The sequence below is a fragment of the Streptomyces typhae genome (genome assembly GCF_009755605.1).
Taxonomy (GTDB): domain Bacteria; phylum Actinomycetota; class Actinomycetes; order Streptomycetales; family Streptomycetaceae; genus Streptomyces; species Streptomyces typhae.
In genome coordinates this window covers 296,933-313,068 of record NZ_WPNZ01000003.1, presented here as the reverse complement: position 1 = coordinate 313,068, position 16,136 = coordinate 296,933, and the positions used below count along the sequence as shown (strand labels likewise).

Annotated in this window: 16 protein-coding genes and 2 tRNA genes; 5 read left to right on the top strand and 13 right to left on the bottom strand. The window is 70.9% G+C overall.

Annotated elements, in window-relative coordinates:
* Positions 1-58: 58 nt before the first annotated feature.
* The 4 genes from glxA to GPA10_RS07915 form a co-directional block, all read right to left on the bottom strand.
* Positions 59-1,996, bottom strand: a complete 1,938-nt coding sequence (glxA, locus tag GPA10_RS07930; protein WP_157164824.1) for a radical copper oxidase GlxA — start codon at positions 1,994-1,996, stop codon at positions 59-61.
* Complete coding sequence (locus GPA10_RS07925; protein ID WP_157164823.1) at positions 1,993-3,960, bottom strand: glycosyltransferase family 2 protein; 1,968 nt, start codon at positions 3,958-3,960, stop codon at positions 1,993-1,995. Before GPA10_RS07925 ends, glxA begins: the two co-directional genes overlap by 4 nt.
* 327 nt (positions 3,961-4,287) lie before the next feature.
* Complete coding sequence (locus GPA10_RS07920; protein WP_157164822.1) at positions 4,288-5,001, bottom strand: FadR/GntR family transcriptional regulator; 714 nt, start codon at positions 4,999-5,001, stop codon at positions 4,288-4,290.
* Positions 5,002-5,142: 141 nt separating this feature from the next.
* A tRNA-Lys gene (locus tag GPA10_RS07915) sits at positions 5,143-5,216 on the bottom strand.
* A 207-nt stretch (positions 5,217-5,423) separates the two neighbouring features.
* Here GPA10_RS07915 and GPA10_RS07910 point away from each other — a divergent pair.
* The 5 genes from GPA10_RS07910 (at position 5,424) to GPA10_RS07890 (ending at position 9,470) form a co-directional block, all read left to right on the top strand.
* A complete protein-coding gene (locus GPA10_RS07910; RefSeq protein ID WP_058848474.1) occupies positions 5,424-6,065 on the top strand; it encodes an AAA family ATPase in 642 nt (213 codons plus the stop codon).
* Positions 6,066-6,277: 212 nt separating this feature from the next.
* A complete protein-coding gene (locus GPA10_RS07905; RefSeq protein WP_058848475.1) occupies positions 6,278-6,877 on the top strand; it encodes a lytic polysaccharide monooxygenase auxiliary activity family 9 protein in 600 nt (199 codons plus the stop codon).
* A gap of 322 nt (positions 6,878-7,199) precedes the next feature.
* Complete coding sequence (locus GPA10_RS07900) at positions 7,200-8,465, top strand: sensor histidine kinase (protein ID WP_157164972.1); 1,266 nt, start codon at positions 7,200-7,202, stop codon at positions 8,463-8,465.
* Positions 8,423-9,097, top strand: coding sequence for a response regulator (locus tag GPA10_RS07895; protein ID WP_343040507.1), 675 nt, complete (start codon positions 8,423-8,425; stop codon positions 9,095-9,097). The genes GPA10_RS07900 and GPA10_RS07895 overlap by 43 nt, the downstream gene beginning before the upstream one ends.
* Positions 9,098-9,164: 67 nt before the next feature.
* Positions 9,165-9,470, top strand: coding sequence for a hypothetical protein (locus tag GPA10_RS07890; protein ID WP_157164821.1), 306 nt, complete (start codon positions 9,165-9,167; stop codon positions 9,468-9,470).
* Positions 9,471-9,500: 30 nt separating this feature from the next.
* Here the strand turns inward: GPA10_RS07890 and GPA10_RS07885 are convergent, their stop codons facing one another.
* The 9 genes from GPA10_RS07885 to ehuB form a co-directional block, all read right to left on the bottom strand.
* Entirely contained in the window at positions 9,501-9,872 is a 372-nt protein-coding gene (locus GPA10_RS07885) for a hypothetical protein (RefSeq protein ID WP_058848477.1), read from the bottom strand.
* A gap of 211 nt (positions 9,873-10,083) precedes the next feature.
* Positions 10,084-10,971 (bottom strand): endo alpha-1,4 polygalactosaminidase, encoded by an 888-nt coding sequence (locus GPA10_RS07880; RefSeq protein ID WP_157164820.1) that lies wholly within the window; start codon positions 10,969-10,971, stop codon positions 10,084-10,086.
* Between the two features lie 82 nt (positions 10,972-11,053).
* Positions 11,054-11,782 carry a thioesterase II family protein gene (locus GPA10_RS07875; protein WP_157164819.1) on the bottom strand — a complete coding sequence of 243 codons (729 nt, stop codon included), beginning with the start codon at positions 11,780-11,782 and terminating at the stop codon, positions 11,054-11,056.
* Between the two features lie 185 nt (positions 11,783-11,967).
* A tRNA-Lys gene (locus GPA10_RS07870) sits at positions 11,968-12,041 on the bottom strand.
* Positions 12,042-12,107: 66 nt separating this feature from the next.
* The gene (locus GPA10_RS07865; protein ID WP_343040506.1) at positions 12,108-12,866 is read right to left on the bottom strand and encodes an IclR family transcriptional regulator; all 759 of its coding nucleotides are present in this window, start codon (positions 12,864-12,866) and stop codon (positions 12,108-12,110) included.
* A 193-nt stretch (positions 12,867-13,059) separates the two neighbouring features.
* Positions 13,060-13,875, bottom strand: coding sequence for an ectoine/hydroxyectoine ABC transporter ATP-binding protein EhuA (gene ehuA, locus GPA10_RS07860; RefSeq protein ID WP_157164818.1), 816 nt, complete (start codon positions 13,873-13,875; stop codon positions 13,060-13,062).
* Positions 13,865-14,530 (bottom strand): ectoine/hydroxyectoine ABC transporter permease subunit EhuD, encoded by a 666-nt coding sequence (gene ehuD / locus GPA10_RS07855; RefSeq protein ID WP_058848484.1) that lies wholly within the window; start codon positions 14,528-14,530, stop codon positions 13,865-13,867. The genes ehuA and ehuD overlap by 11 nt, the downstream gene beginning before the upstream one ends.
* On the bottom strand, positions 14,527-15,270 hold the full coding sequence (ehuC, locus tag GPA10_RS07850) for an ectoine/hydroxyectoine ABC transporter permease subunit EhuC (protein WP_058848485.1): 744 nt from the start codon (positions 15,268-15,270) through the stop codon (positions 14,527-14,529). Before ehuC ends, ehuD begins: the two co-directional genes overlap by 4 nt.
* Entirely contained in the window at positions 15,267-16,121 is an 855-nt protein-coding gene (gene ehuB / locus GPA10_RS07845; RefSeq protein ID WP_343040505.1) for an ectoine/hydroxyectoine ABC transporter substrate-binding protein EhuB, read from the bottom strand. The genes ehuC and ehuB overlap by 4 nt, the downstream gene beginning before the upstream one ends.
* Positions 16,122-16,136 lie beyond the last annotated feature (15 nt).

Below are 16,136 nucleotides of genomic sequence, written 5' to 3'. Positions count from 1 at the left end.
TCTGCGGCTTTGTTGTGGCTGGTCGCGCAGCTCCCCGCGCCCCTTACGGGGCGTCAGCTCACGGCACGTGGACCCACTGCGCCCGGCTGGGCGTACCCTCGCCGTCGGTCACGAAGAGCATGTACCAGCCCGACTCCACGAGGCTGCGGTTCTCGGGGACCGACACGGTGACCCTGTCGCCGGACTTCTTCATGTCGAGGGCGATCGACGTCTGGTCGATGTCCGTGACATGGGTGGTCGCCGACGGACGGATGAGGCGCGCCTTCTTGAGGGAGGCGGCACCGGGCGCCGCGAACGTGCCGGACCCGCCCCGCTCGATGGTCCTCGGGCCCGCGCCGAGAGCGGGCCGGTCGCCGTGGTACAGGTACGGCGGGGTGTAGATCTCCACCCGCTGCTCGAACTCGCCCGGCTTGGTGTTGGCCTTGTCGGAGTACAGGGAGTCGGAGCCGAAGAACATCACGCGGCCGTCGGGCAGCAGGATCGACCCCGAGTGGTAGTTGCGGCCCACGTGCGGGTCGGCGACCTTGTCGAAGGTGTTGGACCTCGGGTCGTAGAGCCGCGCCTCGCGCACGTCGGAGTCGCTGCGCCCGCGGTAGTCCTCGGAGCCGCCGGAGACGAGCACGGAGTCGTCGGGCAGGACCGACGCCTGCGGGTAGCGGGTGCCCTTGGCCAGCTCCGGGCCGTCCCTGAACCTCGGCGCGGCCTCCTTCAGGTCCACGATCCGGGACTTGGCGGAGGACTCCTTGGACTCGCCGACGCCACCGCCGCCGACGACCATGTACCGCTGGTCCTGCGCGGGCGGCAGCTCCACCGTGTTGGAGGTCTCCAGGAGGTCGGGGTCGCTCATGCCCGGGATCTTCTTGAACCTGTTCGTCTCCAGGTCCCAGATGCCCGGGTCACGGCCGACGTCGTCGGGCCCGTACCCGGCGTTGGAACCGGAGTAGAACAGCCTGCCGTCGGCCATCTGGAAGATCGCCGGGTAGGTCGGGAACTGCCGGACGCCCTTGGTGTACGTCCACTTCTTCGTGTCCGGGTCGTACACCTCGTTCTTGCCCGGTACGAGCTGGCCGATCTCGTCGAGGCCGGACAGGCTCAGCACCCTGCCGTCGGTGAGCGTGGTCAGCGTGGGGTACCAGCGGGCCTCGTTCATCGGGTCGACCTTGACGTACTTCTCGGCGACCGGGTCGAACTCGAAGGTGTCCTTGATCCCTTGGAAGTCCTTCTTGTCCAGGGCGAGCTTCTGGGCGATGCCGTAGGTGTTGCGGGCGTCGGCGCCCCTGAGGCCCCGCACGCGGTAGTTGTCCTGGGTGCCGGTCTCGTACTTGGCGCCGCTGCGCTGCGCCTCCACGTAGATGCGGCCGAGGCCCGGCTTGTTGCGCAGGAACGCGCCCGTCTCGGGGTCGAAGACCTTCTTGGCGCGCTCGACGACGATCGCGTCCTTGGACACGAACGCCTTGCCGTTCTTCTTGCCGGTGAACTCGGTGCCCGCGGGCAGCGTGACCGGCTTGTCCGGGTTCTCGTTGTGCACGATCATCAGGCCGCCGGCCTTGGTGACGTCACCCTTGAGCTTCTCGTAGCGCTTGGTGCCGCCCGCGATGAGCAGCTTGCCGTCGGCGAGCTGGGTGTGGCCGGTGCAGAACAGGTCGACGGGCGTCGGGACCTTCTTGATGGTGTTCTTGACCGGGTCCCACAGCCGGGTGTCGAACCTCTTGTCGTCGAAGTTCTTCTGGTCGTTGCCCGAGCCGGCCACCATCAGGATCTTGCCGGTGTGCAGCAGCGACGCGTGGATGGTGTTCTGCCGGTACTCCTCGGGGAAGTCGATGACCTTCCAGTGGCCGTTGTCCGCCTTGTACTCCGGCTGGTTGATCTTGTAGTTGTGGTACTTCTCGGAGCCCACGCGCCACAGCCAGGGGCCGTTCATACCGGCCAGGGCCAGGACCACCACCGTGCCTATCGCGATGCGGCGCGCGCGCCGGCGCCTGGAGGGGTCTTTCATTGTTCGTGGCTCCTGAGGGCGATCTGCACGGTCTCGTCATGCGCGGCCCAGCTGGGCTTCTGCTGCGGGGCGTGGGGCGCGGGCCGCACGTGCGGCGGCGCTGCGGGCGGGACGTGGCGCGGCTGCGGCACCGGGGCCCCGGCACCCGGCGCGGCGGGCGGTCCCGCGGGCGCGGCGGCCTTCCTGCGCTCCTGCCGCATGCCGTACCGCCAGGCGAAGACGGGCGCCGCCGTCACCAGGAGCGCGAACGCCGCCCAGACGATCATCGCCGGGTGCGCGTGGTCGTACACGTACGCCGCCGCGATGGAACCGGCGAAGACCAGGATGAAGAACAGGTGGATGCGGAACGTGCCGAACAGCGTGTCCGGGCTCGCCGAGTCGCCCTTGGGCGTCACCACGAACTTGGACTTGCGGCGCAGCGCGGCGTCCATCAGGGAGCGCGCGTAGACCGGGGCGGACAGCGCGGACATCACCATGCCCGCGACGCCGCCGGAGCCCTCGGGCTCGTGCGGGGACACGTTGTGGCGGCGGTTCCAGATGTACAGGCCGATCTGGAGCGCGGAGGCGTTGCCGTACAGCATCAGCCAGATGGTCGGGTCGATGTTCACGCCGGACGCGCCGAGGCCGAGGAACAGGGCGCAGCTGAGCGCCGCGAGGATCCAGTTCAGCGCGGACATCGGGTAGAAGATGACCATCATGGTGTAGTTGAAGAAGCGGCCCGGAGGCAGCGTGAACGGCGCCTTCCAGAACTGCTTGAGGATGGTCTCGTACGTGCCCCGCGACCAGCGCAGCTGCTGGGTGAAGAAGTCCGTCCAGGCGTTCGGGCCCTCGCCGACGGCGAGCACGTCCGGGGTGTAGACCGACTTCCACTTCTTTCCCGTCACCGGGTTCCGGTGGCGGTGGATCTCGAAGCCCGTCGCCATGTCCTCGGTGATCGAGTCGTACAGCCCGCCGATCTGCTTGAGCGCGCTGATGCGTACGGCGTTGGACGTGCCGACGAACATCGGCGAGCCGTAGGCGTTGCCCGCGCGCTGGATCAGGGCGTGGAAGAGGAACTGCTGGGACTCGGCGGCCTTGGTGACGAACGTGTCGTAGTTGCCGTACACCTGCGGGCCGATGACGAAGCCGACGTCGGGGTCGCGGAAGAAGCCGAGCATCCGCTCCAGGTAGTTGGGCATCGGCACGTGGTCGGTGTCCACGGAGGCGAAGTAGTCGTAGTGGCCGCCGTGCGCCTCCAGCCAGGCGTTGTAGTTGCCGTGCTTGGTCCTGGCGCGGTGCGGGCCCTTCGCCTGGTTCCAGTGGGGGACGCCCTTGCGGGAGAAGTGGTGCACGCCGAGGCGCGCGCAGACCTGCTTCACCTCGGGGTCGTCGCCCTCGTCGAGCAGCCATACGTGGAGCAGCCCGCGGTGGCGCAATCTCACCGCCGCCTCCAGGGTCTTCGTCACCATCTCGATCGGTTCCTTGCCGGGCACGAACGAGGTGAGGAAGGCGACGCGGGTGCCGTCCTCGGGCACCACGGGGACCGGGTCGCGGGCGACGAGGGTGGCGTGCGCGTTGGACAGGACGTTCATGCAGCGGAAGAACTCGATCAGTCCGATCGAGACGAGCATGACGACGTCGAGCGCGGGGAGATAGTCGTTCGCGACGTAGTCGCGCTCCGTCCAGTGCTCGGGCTGGAGCAGCCAGGCGAGCAGCACGAGCGAGAGCAGCGGTGCCGCGCCGAGCATCAGCGCCGCGCGGACGCGGTGCGGTTCCTGGGAGAGCAGTGAGCGGTACTGGACCTTGTACGGCTTGGTGGGGTCGGGCTGGGTGAGGGGGCCCGCGAGGCGGCTGTAGTGCTCGTAGTCGTATCTGGGCAGGGATTTCTTGATGCGCCTGAAGCCGCCCGTCCGGTGCGAGAGCGCCCGCAGCTGCGTCGTCTGGGACGGGTCGCCGTGCCGTCCGCCCTCCGGCGTCGACGTCATGAGTCATCCCCCCGGCACACGGTCGCCCGCATGTTCGTCGGTTCGTCCGCCCGCTCGGATCCCCTCGATCCTCACGGACGCAATCGGTGGCCTGTCATCGCGCCCTAAGACAGCGAGAGGCGACCTGCCGGTTGCATGATGCCCCTTTGGGCACCGGTTCATGAACGTGAGGACCCCCGTCCAGACGTTCACACGGCCCCTCTTGCGGTCGGCGCCCCAGCCCCCCGACATACGCGTACCGGGCGCGCCCGTGCGGTCCCGACCCTGCCCTGACTTCCCGTCAGGGTTCTACGCGCCTACGCATGATCGCAAGAGCGAACAAGTGGTTTACCGGTCATATGTGGGGTGGGAGACCGCTTGCGGGGCGGGAGCGCTCAGCCGGGAGCGGATGTTGCCGAAGTGCTCCCGTATCGCTCGTTCGGCCCGCGGTACGTCGGAGGAGCGCACGGCGTCCAGGATCTCCCGGTGCTGGCGGCAGGTGACCTTGGGGTCCTGGGGCACGCCCACCAGGTCGGTGCGCACCCGGTGGAAGGCGTCCCAGAACGCTTCGAGCACCTCGCCGAGCAGGGGGTTGCCCAGGCAGCGGTAGAGGGTGGCGTGGAAGGCGCGGTCCGTCTCGGCGCGCACGGTCCCGTCGGGGCCCTCAGCCTCCGCGTCCATCCGGTCCACCAGGGCGTCGAGGTCCGCGAGGTCGGCGGCCGGCAGGGAGCCCGCGAGGCGTGCGATCAGGCCGGTCTCGACGGCTTCCCGCAGTTCCAGGAGCTGGAGGAGGCTGTCCTCGCCCCGGTAGTGGCCCGCGACGGTGCGGAAGGTCAGGCCCTCGATCATCGGGGCCACCGACATCGGCCCGACGTACGTGCCGTAGCCGTGGCGGATCTCGACGATGCCCATCGCCTGTAGGGCCTTCAGCGCCTCGCGCACCGAGTTCCTGCTCGCGCCGAGCCGCTCCATCAGCTCCGGCTCGGTGGGCAGCACGGCGCCCGAGGGCAGCCGCTGGTCGATGATGAGCTTCTTGATCCGCTCCTGGAGGTCCCGTGGCATGGCGCAACCGTAGCGGGCTGCGCTGCGGTGGCCAGGGGGTGTGGGTGGCGGAGCCCCCACGGCGCGCGGTGGAGCCGCGCGGGAAAAGACGATGGCGAGACGGTCCACGCTTTCCGTGGACACGCCTCGCCATCGCTGTCGTGCGCCGCCAGGGACTCGAACCCCGGACCCGCTGATTAAGAGTCAGCTGCTCTAACCAACTGAGCTAGCGGCGCCTGCTGACCTGGAGAACTCTACCGGACCGGGAAGGGTGGTCGTGACCACCTCATCCCGTGAGCGACTGCGCGTGCCCGGGGTGTGCGCACCGGCGGCGCTCCGGTTCGGGCTCTGTCCGGCCGGTCCGGCGCGATCCGGTGGGCCGGGTGGAGCAGGATTCCGGACCCGGCCCGACGGGGCGGGCGACAGCCGTAGAGTCCCCGCCCATGAAGCTGACGAGACTGGCGGCGGACGCCTGGAAACTGACCGCGCACGGCCCGCGCGTCGTCCTCGGCCTCGCGGGTCCCCCCGGCGCGGGGAAGTCCACGCTCGCCCGCGCCCTGGTCGCCGAGATCGGCGCGGCGGCCGCGTATCTGCCCCTGGACGGCTTCCACCTCTCCAACGCCCAGCTGGAGCGCCTCGACCTGACCTCCCGCAAGGGTTCGGAGCCGAGCTTCGACGTCCGCGGGTACGTCGCCCTGCTGCGCCGGGTCCTGGACGACACCGGCGACGACATCTACGTACCCGACTACGACCGCGCCCTGCACGAGCCGGTCGCCGCCCGGCACCGCGTCGCCCGCGGGGTGCGGATCGTGCTCAGTGAGGGCAACTATCTGGCGTGCGACCTGCCGGGATGGCGGGAGGCGCGGGAGCTGATGGCGGCCTGCTGGTACGTGGAAGCGCCCGCCGGCGTCCGGCGGGAGCGGCTCCTTGAGCGGCAGTTGGCGGGCGGGCTCGGGGAGGACGCGGCGCGGGCCTGGGTGGCCGGAAATGACATGCCGAATGGCGAACTCGTGACGGCCTCGCGCGGGCGCTGCGACAGGATCGTCTCCACGATTGGTCTGGACATGTTCAACTGCTCGCAATAATCTGAGACTTGGTCTAGACCGCACGTCCCGTACGGCACGCAGTTGTGGCACCACCTGCACACCATGCACCACCTGCACTTTCTGCACTTCCCCATACATCGCCCCAGAGGTACGCAGCAGTCTCGGGAACCGACGGTGCCTCGAAGGGCGAAGCACGACCGTGAGCGCGCGCACGGCCCAGGAACACCCCCACGTTCTTCAGGAGCAGCAGCATGCGTAAGAAGATCTCCGCGGCCATGCTCGGGATGGCGACGGTGGGAGCGTTCGTGCTCTCGACCGGCGGCGCCTCCAGCCATGGCTATACCGACTCGCCCGCAAGCCGACAGATAAACTGCGCCAAGGGCGTGGTGAAGGGCTGCGGCTCGATCCAGTACGAGCCGCAGAGCGTCGAGGGCCCCAAGGGCTTCCCGGCGGCCGGCCCCGCCGACGGAAAGATCTGTTCCGCCGGTGTCGCGGGCTTCAACGCGCTGAACGGCGCGAAGGCGCCGAACGGCGGCGACTGGCCCACGACGAAGGTCTCGGGCGGTCAGAACTACAGCTTCCGCTGGCAGTTCACCGCGCGGCACCGCACGACCAACTTCGCGTACTACATCACCAAGCCGGGGTGGAACGAGAGCCAGCCGATCACGCGGGCCTCGCTCGAACCGCAGCCGTTCTTCAACGTTCCCTACGGCGGTCAGCAGCCGCCCGCGACCCTGTCGCACAGCGGGACGATTCCGGGCGGCCGCAGCGGCCACCACGTGATCGTCGCGGTGTGGAACGTCCACGACACGGCGAACGCGTTCTACGCCTGCTCGGACGTCCAGTACTGAGCAGCACGAATCGCGTGATCGCGTGACCGCGTGAATCGGTGACCGGGAGTCCTGCCACCCCCCACGGGTAGGTTCTGCGCACGCCGTCGGCCGAGGGCGACGGCGTGCGCAGGGCGTCGGCCCTGGACGCCGTGCCGGACTCCGCCCGTTCGGTCACCACATGCCCATGTTCCACGGCGACGCGGTGATCGCCGACCGGGCGCCCGCGCTCGCGGCGGGCGCCGTACTCCACCTGCGGGGGCCGCGCCCCTAGTGGGCGCTGTGCGGATAGCGTGGAGGCGTGCGGAGCAGCGTGGGGGCGGCCTTGCGGGGGCGGGGGTATCTGGCGGGGGTTCTGCCCTGGCGGGCTGCGGGGTATGTCGCGGGGGGAGCCGCCCTGGGCGCCCCCCTGCTGCTGATCCTGGTGATCTGCCTGGTCACGGGCGTGACCCTCGGCGTCGTGGCCGTCGGCCTGCCCATCCTGCTGCTGGGTGCCCTGACCGGCGTACCCCTGGGAGCCCTGGAACGGCGGCGCCTGCGCCTGGTCGATCCGGCGCCCGCCCCGAGCCCCCACCTCGCCCCCGACACCCCGGGCCTCACCGCCTGGCTGCGGCTGCGGCTGCGCGAACAGGCGACGTGGCGCGAGCTGGCGTACACGGTCCTGATGGCGTTCGTCCTGTGGCCCCTGGACCTGGCGGTGGCCGCCTGCACCCTGGTCCTGCCCGCCCTCCTGGCCGCCGCCCCCGCGCACCTCGCGGTCAGCGGCGGCCCGGACGCGGGCGGCGTACGGCCCGCCAAGCTGTGGCTGGTCGACGGCTACCCGGCCGCCTGCGGCACCGCGGCCCTCGGCGTCGTCCTGCTCGTCGTACTCCTGTATCCGCTCGGCGCGTACGCCACCGCCCGCGCCGCCCTCGCCCGGCTGCTGCTCGCCCCGCGCGAGACCGAGGCCAGAGCCCTGCTCGCCGAAGTGACCCGCTCCCGGGCCCGCCTCGTCACCGCCTTCGAGGCCGAACGCCGCCGCGTGGAACGGGACCTGCACGACGGCGCGCAGCAGCGCCTCGTCGCCCTGAGCATGAGCCTCGGCCTGGCCCGCCTTGACGCCGAGCCGGACAGTCCGCTCGCCCGTCGCCTCGCCGCCGCGCACGGCGAGGCGGACGCCGTCCTCGCCGAGCTGCGCGAACTCATCCGCGGTATCCACCCGCAGGTCCTCGCCGACTACGGCCTGCCCGCCGCCGTCGAGGACGCGGCGGACCGCTCCCCGGTGCCCGTGGACACCGACGCCGACCTGCCGAGGCTGCCCGAACCCGTGGAGTCCGCCGGGTACTTCGCCGTCCGCGAGGCCCTCACCAACGTCGCCCGGCACAGCGGGGCGACGCGCGCCGCCGTGCACGCCCGGCACACCGGCGGCCGGCTGCGGATCACCGTACGGGACGACGGCACCGGCGGCGCCGACCCGGCGAACGGCACCGGCCTCACCGGCCTCGCCGACCGTCTCGCCGTGCTCGATGGCACACTGACCGTCACCAGCCCGCCCGGTGGCCCCACCGTCCTGACCTTGGAGATCCCGTGCATCCCGCGCCCGTCGAGCGGTCCCGCGCCCACCGTGTAGTCCTCGCCGAGGACAGCGTGCTGCTGCGCGAAGGACTCGTCGGCGTGCTGCACCGCTTCGGCCACGAGGTGGTCGCGGCGGTCGGCGACGCCCAGGCGCTGCGCGACGCCGTGGCCACGCACGCGCCGGACGTCGTCGTCACCGACGTACGGATGCCGCCCGGCTTCCAGGACGAGGGGCTGCGGGCCGCGATCGCGCTGCGCGGGGAACGCGCCGGCCTGCCGGTGCTCGTGCTCAGCCAGTACGTCCAGCGGTCGTACGCGGCCGAGTTGCTGGACACCGGCGACGGCGGCGGCGTCGGCTATCTGCTCAAGGACCGGGTCGGGCAGGTCGAGCAGTTCGTCGACGCGTTCACCCGGGTCGCGGAGGGCGGCACGGTCGTGGACCCCGAAGTCGTACGCCAACTCCTGCGGCACCGGCGCGATCCCCTGGAGCGCCTCACGCCCCGCGAGCGCGAGGTGCTCGCGCTCGTCGCCGAGGGCCGTTCGAACGCCGCCGTCGCCGCCGAACTCACCGTCACGGAGGCGGCGGTGGGCAAGCACGTCGGCAACATCCTCGCCAAACTCGACCTGCCGCCCGCCGACGGCACCCACCGCAGGGTCCTCGCCGTCCTCGCCTTCCTGCGGGCGTGAGCGAGCGGCCCGTGCGCGAGCCGGTTGCGACCGGGTGGGCGCCCACGCGCTCGACTACGATCCCGGCATGAGCGCCCCCGACCGAGCCCCGGAAGGGCACCAGGTTCCGGAACGCGGCGGAACGACCCCGCGCCAGGCCCGGCGGCTGCGCGTCACCGCCGCCGCGGCCCTGATGACCGTGGCGGCGGTCCTGCTCGGCCTCCGACTCGCGAGCCGGTCGTCCGTCCTGGTCGTGGGCGTGTACGGGCTACTGCTCATCCTCTGCGGACTGGTCATCGAGCTGAGCAGACGGGGCCGGACCAGGCTCGGCAGCTATCTCCTCGGCGCAGGCCTGGCCGCGGCCCTGCTCATGGACGTCGTCGTGCTGTCCTGAAGGTCCCGGGGGAGCGCCGGTCCGCCTGCGTCAGGCCTTGGTCCAGACGCAGGCGTCGACCCGCAGGGTCCCGGAGGGGCTCTCCTGGACGCTGCCGCAGGTCGCCTTCATGTCGTACTGGAAGTGGGACGTGTTCTGCCCCGGAGTGGGGAAGCCGATGCGCAGGATGCTCACCTTGTCGACGACGAAGACGTAGGGCGCGCCGCCGTCGGCGTATCCCGGGCACTCGTCGCGGTGGGTGAAGAAGAGCGGGTTGGGCACCGCGGCGTAGTCGATGCGGTTGGCGTTCGCGCAGTGGGTGGCGGTGGCCGACCGGGCCGCGGGCGCCACGGCCACGGCGGACGCCACCAGGAGGGCGCCGAGGCCGGTGGCCGACAGGGCGCGCAGGGTGCGTACGTGCACAGGTCACTCCTTGAGCGGAAGGGGCGTCGTGCAGGACGAACATCATCCTGGCGGCCGCCACGCAGGGGCGGCGGACGCTTCCCCCGAGATACGCCAGGAACATGACAGGGCGTCGAGGCGGCCCCGCACCGCGCGCCCGCCCCGGAGTGGGCGCTTGGCCCGCACCGCGCACCCGCCCCGGGACGGGCGCCCGGCCCGCCCCCGACGTGCCTCAGCAGCGCCGGTACACGTACCCCTGCTCCCCGGCGGGCCGCACGTCCCGGTCCCGCAGGACCACGGACAGCTTCCCGCCCCAGTCGCGGCACGCCGCGTCGTACCCCTTGTTCTCGTACTCGATGTCGAAGACCCGCCGGTCGTACGCCGACGCGAAGTCCCCGCACTCGTCGTACTGACCGCACTCCTCGACGACCGCGAAGTCGAACCCGACACGCTTGCCGAGGAGTTCGGCGGTGTTCTTCTGGGCGATGGCGAGCCCCTGGTCGTGCGCCCTGCGGACGAGGAGGCGGGCGAAGGCCGCCGCGTCCTCGGTGTCGAGCCGGTCGTCGGAGCGGGCGTAGGAGTCGAGGTTGTCGGGCTCGACGGCGTCGAAGCCGGCGCGGGCGCAGCCGTCGATCCAGGGGCCGACGACGCCGAGCAGCTCCTTGCGCTTGGCGGCGGTGGAGATGTCGAGCAGCGGCTCGTTCCAGTCCTCGTCGATCACCGGGTCGCCGTCGTCGTCGCGCAGGATCAGATCGGGGTGCTTGTCGTCCCACCAGGCGGCGGCCTTCTTGCCGGGCTGGGCCTGGAAGGCGTTGACGTAACAGATGTTGTAGCGGCCGGGCGCGGGCTTCGCGGCACGGTCGCGGGAGACCGCGCGCACGCCGCCGGGGGGTGCGTAGGCGCCGCCCAGCTGGTAGTCGAAGGCCATGGCGGGTTGCGGCAGGCGCGGGGCGCCGCCGTCCTGGACGTCCCCGGCGCCTTCGGGCTTCCCGGCGGGCCGTGAGTCGGAGGAGCAGCCGGTGAGCACCGCTAGGGCGGCGACGAGCACGAGGGCGGCGGAGCGGGTCGCCCCGCGTGGACCCGTGTGCCTGGAGCGGGTGGTGGAGCGTCGGGTGAACATCTGGCCGTCCTGTGGTTCCGTGCCTTCTGTGCCCTGGTGCGGCGACTGCGGCGATTGGTCCCAGTGTGCCCGGCCCCTGGTGTCACCCGGCCCGCAGGGTCTCCTCGATGGCGGCGAAGGGCGGGTCCTCGGCCAGGTAGAAGTGCCCGCCCGGCCGGGACAGGAACGTGAACGCGCCCCGGGTCGCCTCGCGCCAGGCGGTGGCCTGCTCGGTGGTGACGCGGACGTCCTCGACGCCGACGAGGGCGGTGACGGGGCAGTCGAGCGGCGCGTTCCGCTGGCCCGCGTACCCCGCGACCATGCGGAAGTCGGCCCGTACGTAGGGCAGCACCAGCTCCAGGAACGCCGGGTTGTCCAGGAGCTCGGCCTCGGTGCCGCCGAGGCGCGCCAGCAGGGCGAGGACGGCCTCGTCGTCCATCGCGGCGACCTGCTCCGGGGAGCCCTGCGCGAGGTGCGGGGCGCGGGCGGCGGAGGCGAAGAGGTGGCTCACGCGGGCGCCCTCGGCCTGCCAGGCACGGGCCACCTCGTAGGCGACGGCGGCGCCCATGCTGTGCCCGAAGAACAGGGTCGGCCTGCCGTCCGGCAGCGGCCGAAGCTCCCGGGCGATGTCCCCAGCCATCCGCGTCAGGTCCGTGGCGACCTCCTCACCGATACGGTGCGCACGCCCCGGATAGCACACGGAGTGCACCTCGACGCCCGGCAGCGCCTTGCCCCACGACCGGAAGAAGTACGGCGATCCCCCCGCGTGCGGAAAACACACGAGCCGCGCCGAAGCGAACGGCCGCGGCTCGACCGTCTCCGTCCACACCATGCTGTTACTCCCCCCGGAACCGGCACCGCGGCCGGTGCGCGCACGCGTGTTTGATCTGTGCGGCCATGATTTCACAGGGCGATTTCACCGGGCGGTGGCGGTGGCGGTGGGGGCAACGCGAAGGGCGCCCCCGATGATCGGGAGCGCCCTTCGAAGTCAGCCTCAGGCCTTGGCCTGATCGCTCGTGCGCCGCCAGGGACTCGAACCCCGGACCCGCTGATTAAGAGTCAGCTGCTCTAACCAACTGAGCTAGCGGCGCCTGCTGACTCGACAATAATACCTGGTCCCAGGGGGTGCTCCAAACCGGAGCGGACGCGGGGCGGAGCTAGATCGCCAGGGAGAGGAGGACGGGGGCCGCCCTCCGGTTCAGGGTCTCCGCGGCGGCGCGCAGCCGGTGGGCGTCCGCGACCGGCAGGGAGAGAGCCAGGGAGCCGACGGTGGCGCCCGCGGTGATGGGGACGGCGGCGCAGACCGTGCCCACCGCGTACTCCTGGAGGTCGAGGACGGGGACCGTGGGGGCCTGGGCGTCGAGGTTGTTCAGGAGGACGCGTTCGTTCGTGATGGTGCGCGAGGTGAGGCGGGCCATCTTGTGGCGGGAGAGGTGGTCCCGGCGGGCGTCCAGGTCGAGCTGGCCGAGCAGGCTCTTGCCGACGGCGCTGGCGTGGGCGGAGACCCGGAAGTCCACCCATTCGTTGACCTTCGGGGTGCCCGGACCGTCCGCGAAGTCCGTGACCCGGATCTCCCCGTCCACGTACCGGCTGACGTAGACCGCGGCGCCCAGGGTGTCGCGCAGGCCGCCGAGGGTGTGCCGGAGCTTCTCGCGCAGGGCCTGGGCGCGGTCGTGGGCGGAGCCCAGACGGGTGAGCGAGGCGCCCGTGACGTACGCGCCGTCGGTGACCTGCTCGACGTACCCCTCGCGGCGGAGCATGCGCAGGAGCGGGGTCAGCTCCGCCGGGCGCAGGCCGCTCTGCCGGGCCAGGTCGGCCTCGCCGACGCCCGTGCCGCGGCGGGACACGATCTCCAGGATCCGCAAGGCGTGCTGCACCGACTGGTGCGCATCGGTCGGATGGTGCGGCAACGCCACGGCTCCCCCCTTTGGTCCAGCCTTCTGGTCCAGCCCTTTGGTCCAGCCCTTTGGTCCAGCCTCTTTCGGTCGGACTCTTCCACGATATCTGTCAAATCGACCGTGGGTAGGGGGCGTTGGGTGTTTCCTCCGGGCGGGTCCCACCCAACGCGCTCCCTCCGGTGCCGCGGCCGCGACGGGGCCCCGGCGCGGGTCAGAGCACCGCCGAGAGGAACTCCCTGGTGCGGTCGTGCTCCGGCTCCGTGAAGATCTTCTCCGGCGGCCCGGACTCGATCACCCGGCCCGAGTCGAACATCAGCACCTGGTCGGAGATGTCCCGCGCGAAGTTCATCTCGTGGGTCACACAGAGCATGGTGATGTCCGTGGTGTGCGCGATGTCCCGCAGGACGTCCAGGACGCCCGCGACCAGCTCCGGGTCGAGCGCGGACGTCACCTCGTCCAGGAGCAGCACCTGCGGCCGCATCGCGAGGGCACGCGCGATCGCCACCCGCTGCTGCTGGCCGCCGGAGAGCTGCGTCGGGTAGGCGTCGCAGCGGTCGCCGAGCCCGACGAGGTCGAGCAGGTCGCGGGCGCGCTGCTCCGCCTCGTCCTTGGGCAGGCCGAGGACGGTGACCGGCGCCTCCGTGATGTTGCGCAGGACCTTCATGTTCGGGAAGAGGTTGAACTGCTGGAAGACCATCCCGATGTGCTTGCGGACCTCGCGGACGTGCTTCTCGCCGGCCGGGACCAGCTTGCCGTTCCTCTCCTCGTGCGTCAGGTACTCGCCGCCGACCTTGATGGTGCCCTCGTCCGGCTTGAGCAGGGTCATGAGCAGGCGCAGGATCGTCGTCTTGCCGGAGCCCGACGGGCCGATCAGGGTCACGTGCTTGCCGGAGGCGACCGAGAAGTCCAGCTCGTCGAGGACCGTGTTCGACCCGAAGCGCTTGACGACCTTGTCGAAGCGGATCAGCTCGCTGCCGTCCACGGCCGGGTTGGGCTGTTCTTTGGTGAGGTTCGTGTCAGCGGACAAGACGGCGCTCCAGGGCTCGCAGGAGGAGGGAGGACGGATAGGCGATGAGGATGAAGGCGACGCCGACCACGGTCAGTGCCTCCGTGTACTGGAAGGTCTGTGCGGCCTCCAGGCGCGAGCGCTGGAGGAGTTCCAGTACGCCGATGCTGGCGAGCAGCGGGGTGTCCTTGAGCATCGCGATGACGTAGTTGCCGAGCGCGGGGACCACCCGGCGGATGGCCTGCGGCAGGATCACCGCGGTCCAGGTGCGTGCATACGACAGGCTCAGTGCCTTGGCCGCCTCCCACTGGCCGACCGGCACCGCCTCGATGCCCGCGCGGTAGACCTGCGCGGTGTACGTCGAGTAGTGCAGGCCGATGGCGATGGTGCCGGTCGTCTCGGCGGAGAACTGGACGCCCCACTCCGGCAGCACGAAGAACAGGAAGAACAGCTGCACCAGGAGCGGTGTGTTGCGGATGAACTCGGTGATCAGCCCGACCGGCCAGCGGATGAACCGCGTCGGCGCCCGGAAGGCGAGCGCCCACACGAGCCCCACCGTGAAGGAGATCAGCGAGCCGAGCGCGAGCACCTGGAGGGTGACGAGCACGCCGTCCCAGAAGTGCGGCATGAAGTCGGAGACCGCCTGCCAGTCCCACTTGTCGCTGCCGTTGTTCATGACGCGCCCCCGCCCGTGACGATGGTGCCGGACTCCGCGGCCGTCTGCCGCCTGCCGAGCCGGCGCAGCAGCCCGGGACCGGTCTCCGGCTGCTGCCCGAGCCCCGCCTTGGCCTTGCGCTCCAGGGCCCGCATGCCCCGCGTGAGCACGAAGGCGATGACGAAGTAGATGACGAGCGTGATCGAGTAGATCTGCGCGCTCTCGGTGGTCGCGAGCCGCACCAGATAGGCGGCGAAGGACACGTCACCGATGCCGAGCAGCGACACCAGGGCGGTGCCCTTGAGCAGCTCGACGAGCAGGTTGGAGAACGGCGGGATCATCTCCGGCACGGCCTGCGGCAGCAGGATGAGCCGCATCCGCTGCCAGGGCGTGAAGCTCAGCGCGACCCCCGCTTCGCGCTGTGCCGGTGCCACCGCGTTCAGGGCGCCGCGCACGACCTCGGCGCCGTAGGCCCCGTACGAGAGACCGAGTGCGAGCACCGCCGCCCACATCGGGACCAGTGCCCAGCCCGCGAGCTGCGGCAGGACGAAGAAGATCCAGAACATCAGGACCAGGGCCGAGGTGCCGCGGAAGATCTCCGTGTAGAACGCGGCGAAGAAGCGCACCACGCGCAGCCGGTGCGTGCGCGCCATGCCGACGCCGAACGCCACCGCGGTCGCGAGGGCCGCGCTGTAGAGGGTGAGCTGGATGGTGATCCAGATGCCCGGGAGGACCCAGTGCTCCCACAGTCCCGCTGTCATTTGCACAGCTCCTCTGCGGTCAGGTCCGTCATCTCGTCCTTGGTGAAGCCGAACGGCTCAAGGACGCGGAAGAGCTCGCCGCTCTTCTTCATCTTGTGGATCTCCACGTTGAAGGCGTCCCGGAGCCCGGTGTCGGTGGGGCGGAAGGTGAAGCCGCCGCCGTCCACGTGCTTCTTGCCGTCGACCAGGGGCGCGAAGGGCTCGGTGGCCTCGGCCCTGCGGCTCTTCTTGACCACGCCGCGGGAGGTCAGGGCGGTGCCGCCGAAGACGTCGATACGGCCCGCCTCGACGGCGTTGAGACCGGCGACCGGATCCTGGAGGATCACGATGTCGCTCTCCTTGTACCCGGCCTCGACGGCGTACGCGATCTCCGCGTAGCCGGTGCCGGTGCCGAACCTGGCCTTCTTCCTCACCACGTCCGCGTAGGTGTGCAGGCCCTTCGGGTTGCCCTTGCGGACGATGAAGGAGTCCAGCATCTGGTACTCGGGATCGGAGAAGATCACCTGCTGGCAGCGTTCCTTGTTGATGTACATCCCGGCGGAGACCACGTCGAACTGCTGTGTTTTCAGGCCGGGTATGAGGGAACTGAAATCGGTGGCGACGGGCTGCACCTTGGCGACACCGAGGCGCTTGAAGATGATCCGGGCGAGTTCCACCGCCTCGCCCGTGAAGTCGCCTTGGTCGTTGATGTACCCGTACGGTGCTTCGCCCGCGATGCCGAGCCGCACCGTGCCCTGCGACTTCAGCCGGGCCAGCGTGTCGCCCGTGGGCACCCGGCTGCACGCCGAGGCGCCGAGCGCGCCCGCAGCGCCGAGGACGGCGGCCGACGCGAGCACGGATCTGCGGCGCACGCCGGGGGCGCGCGG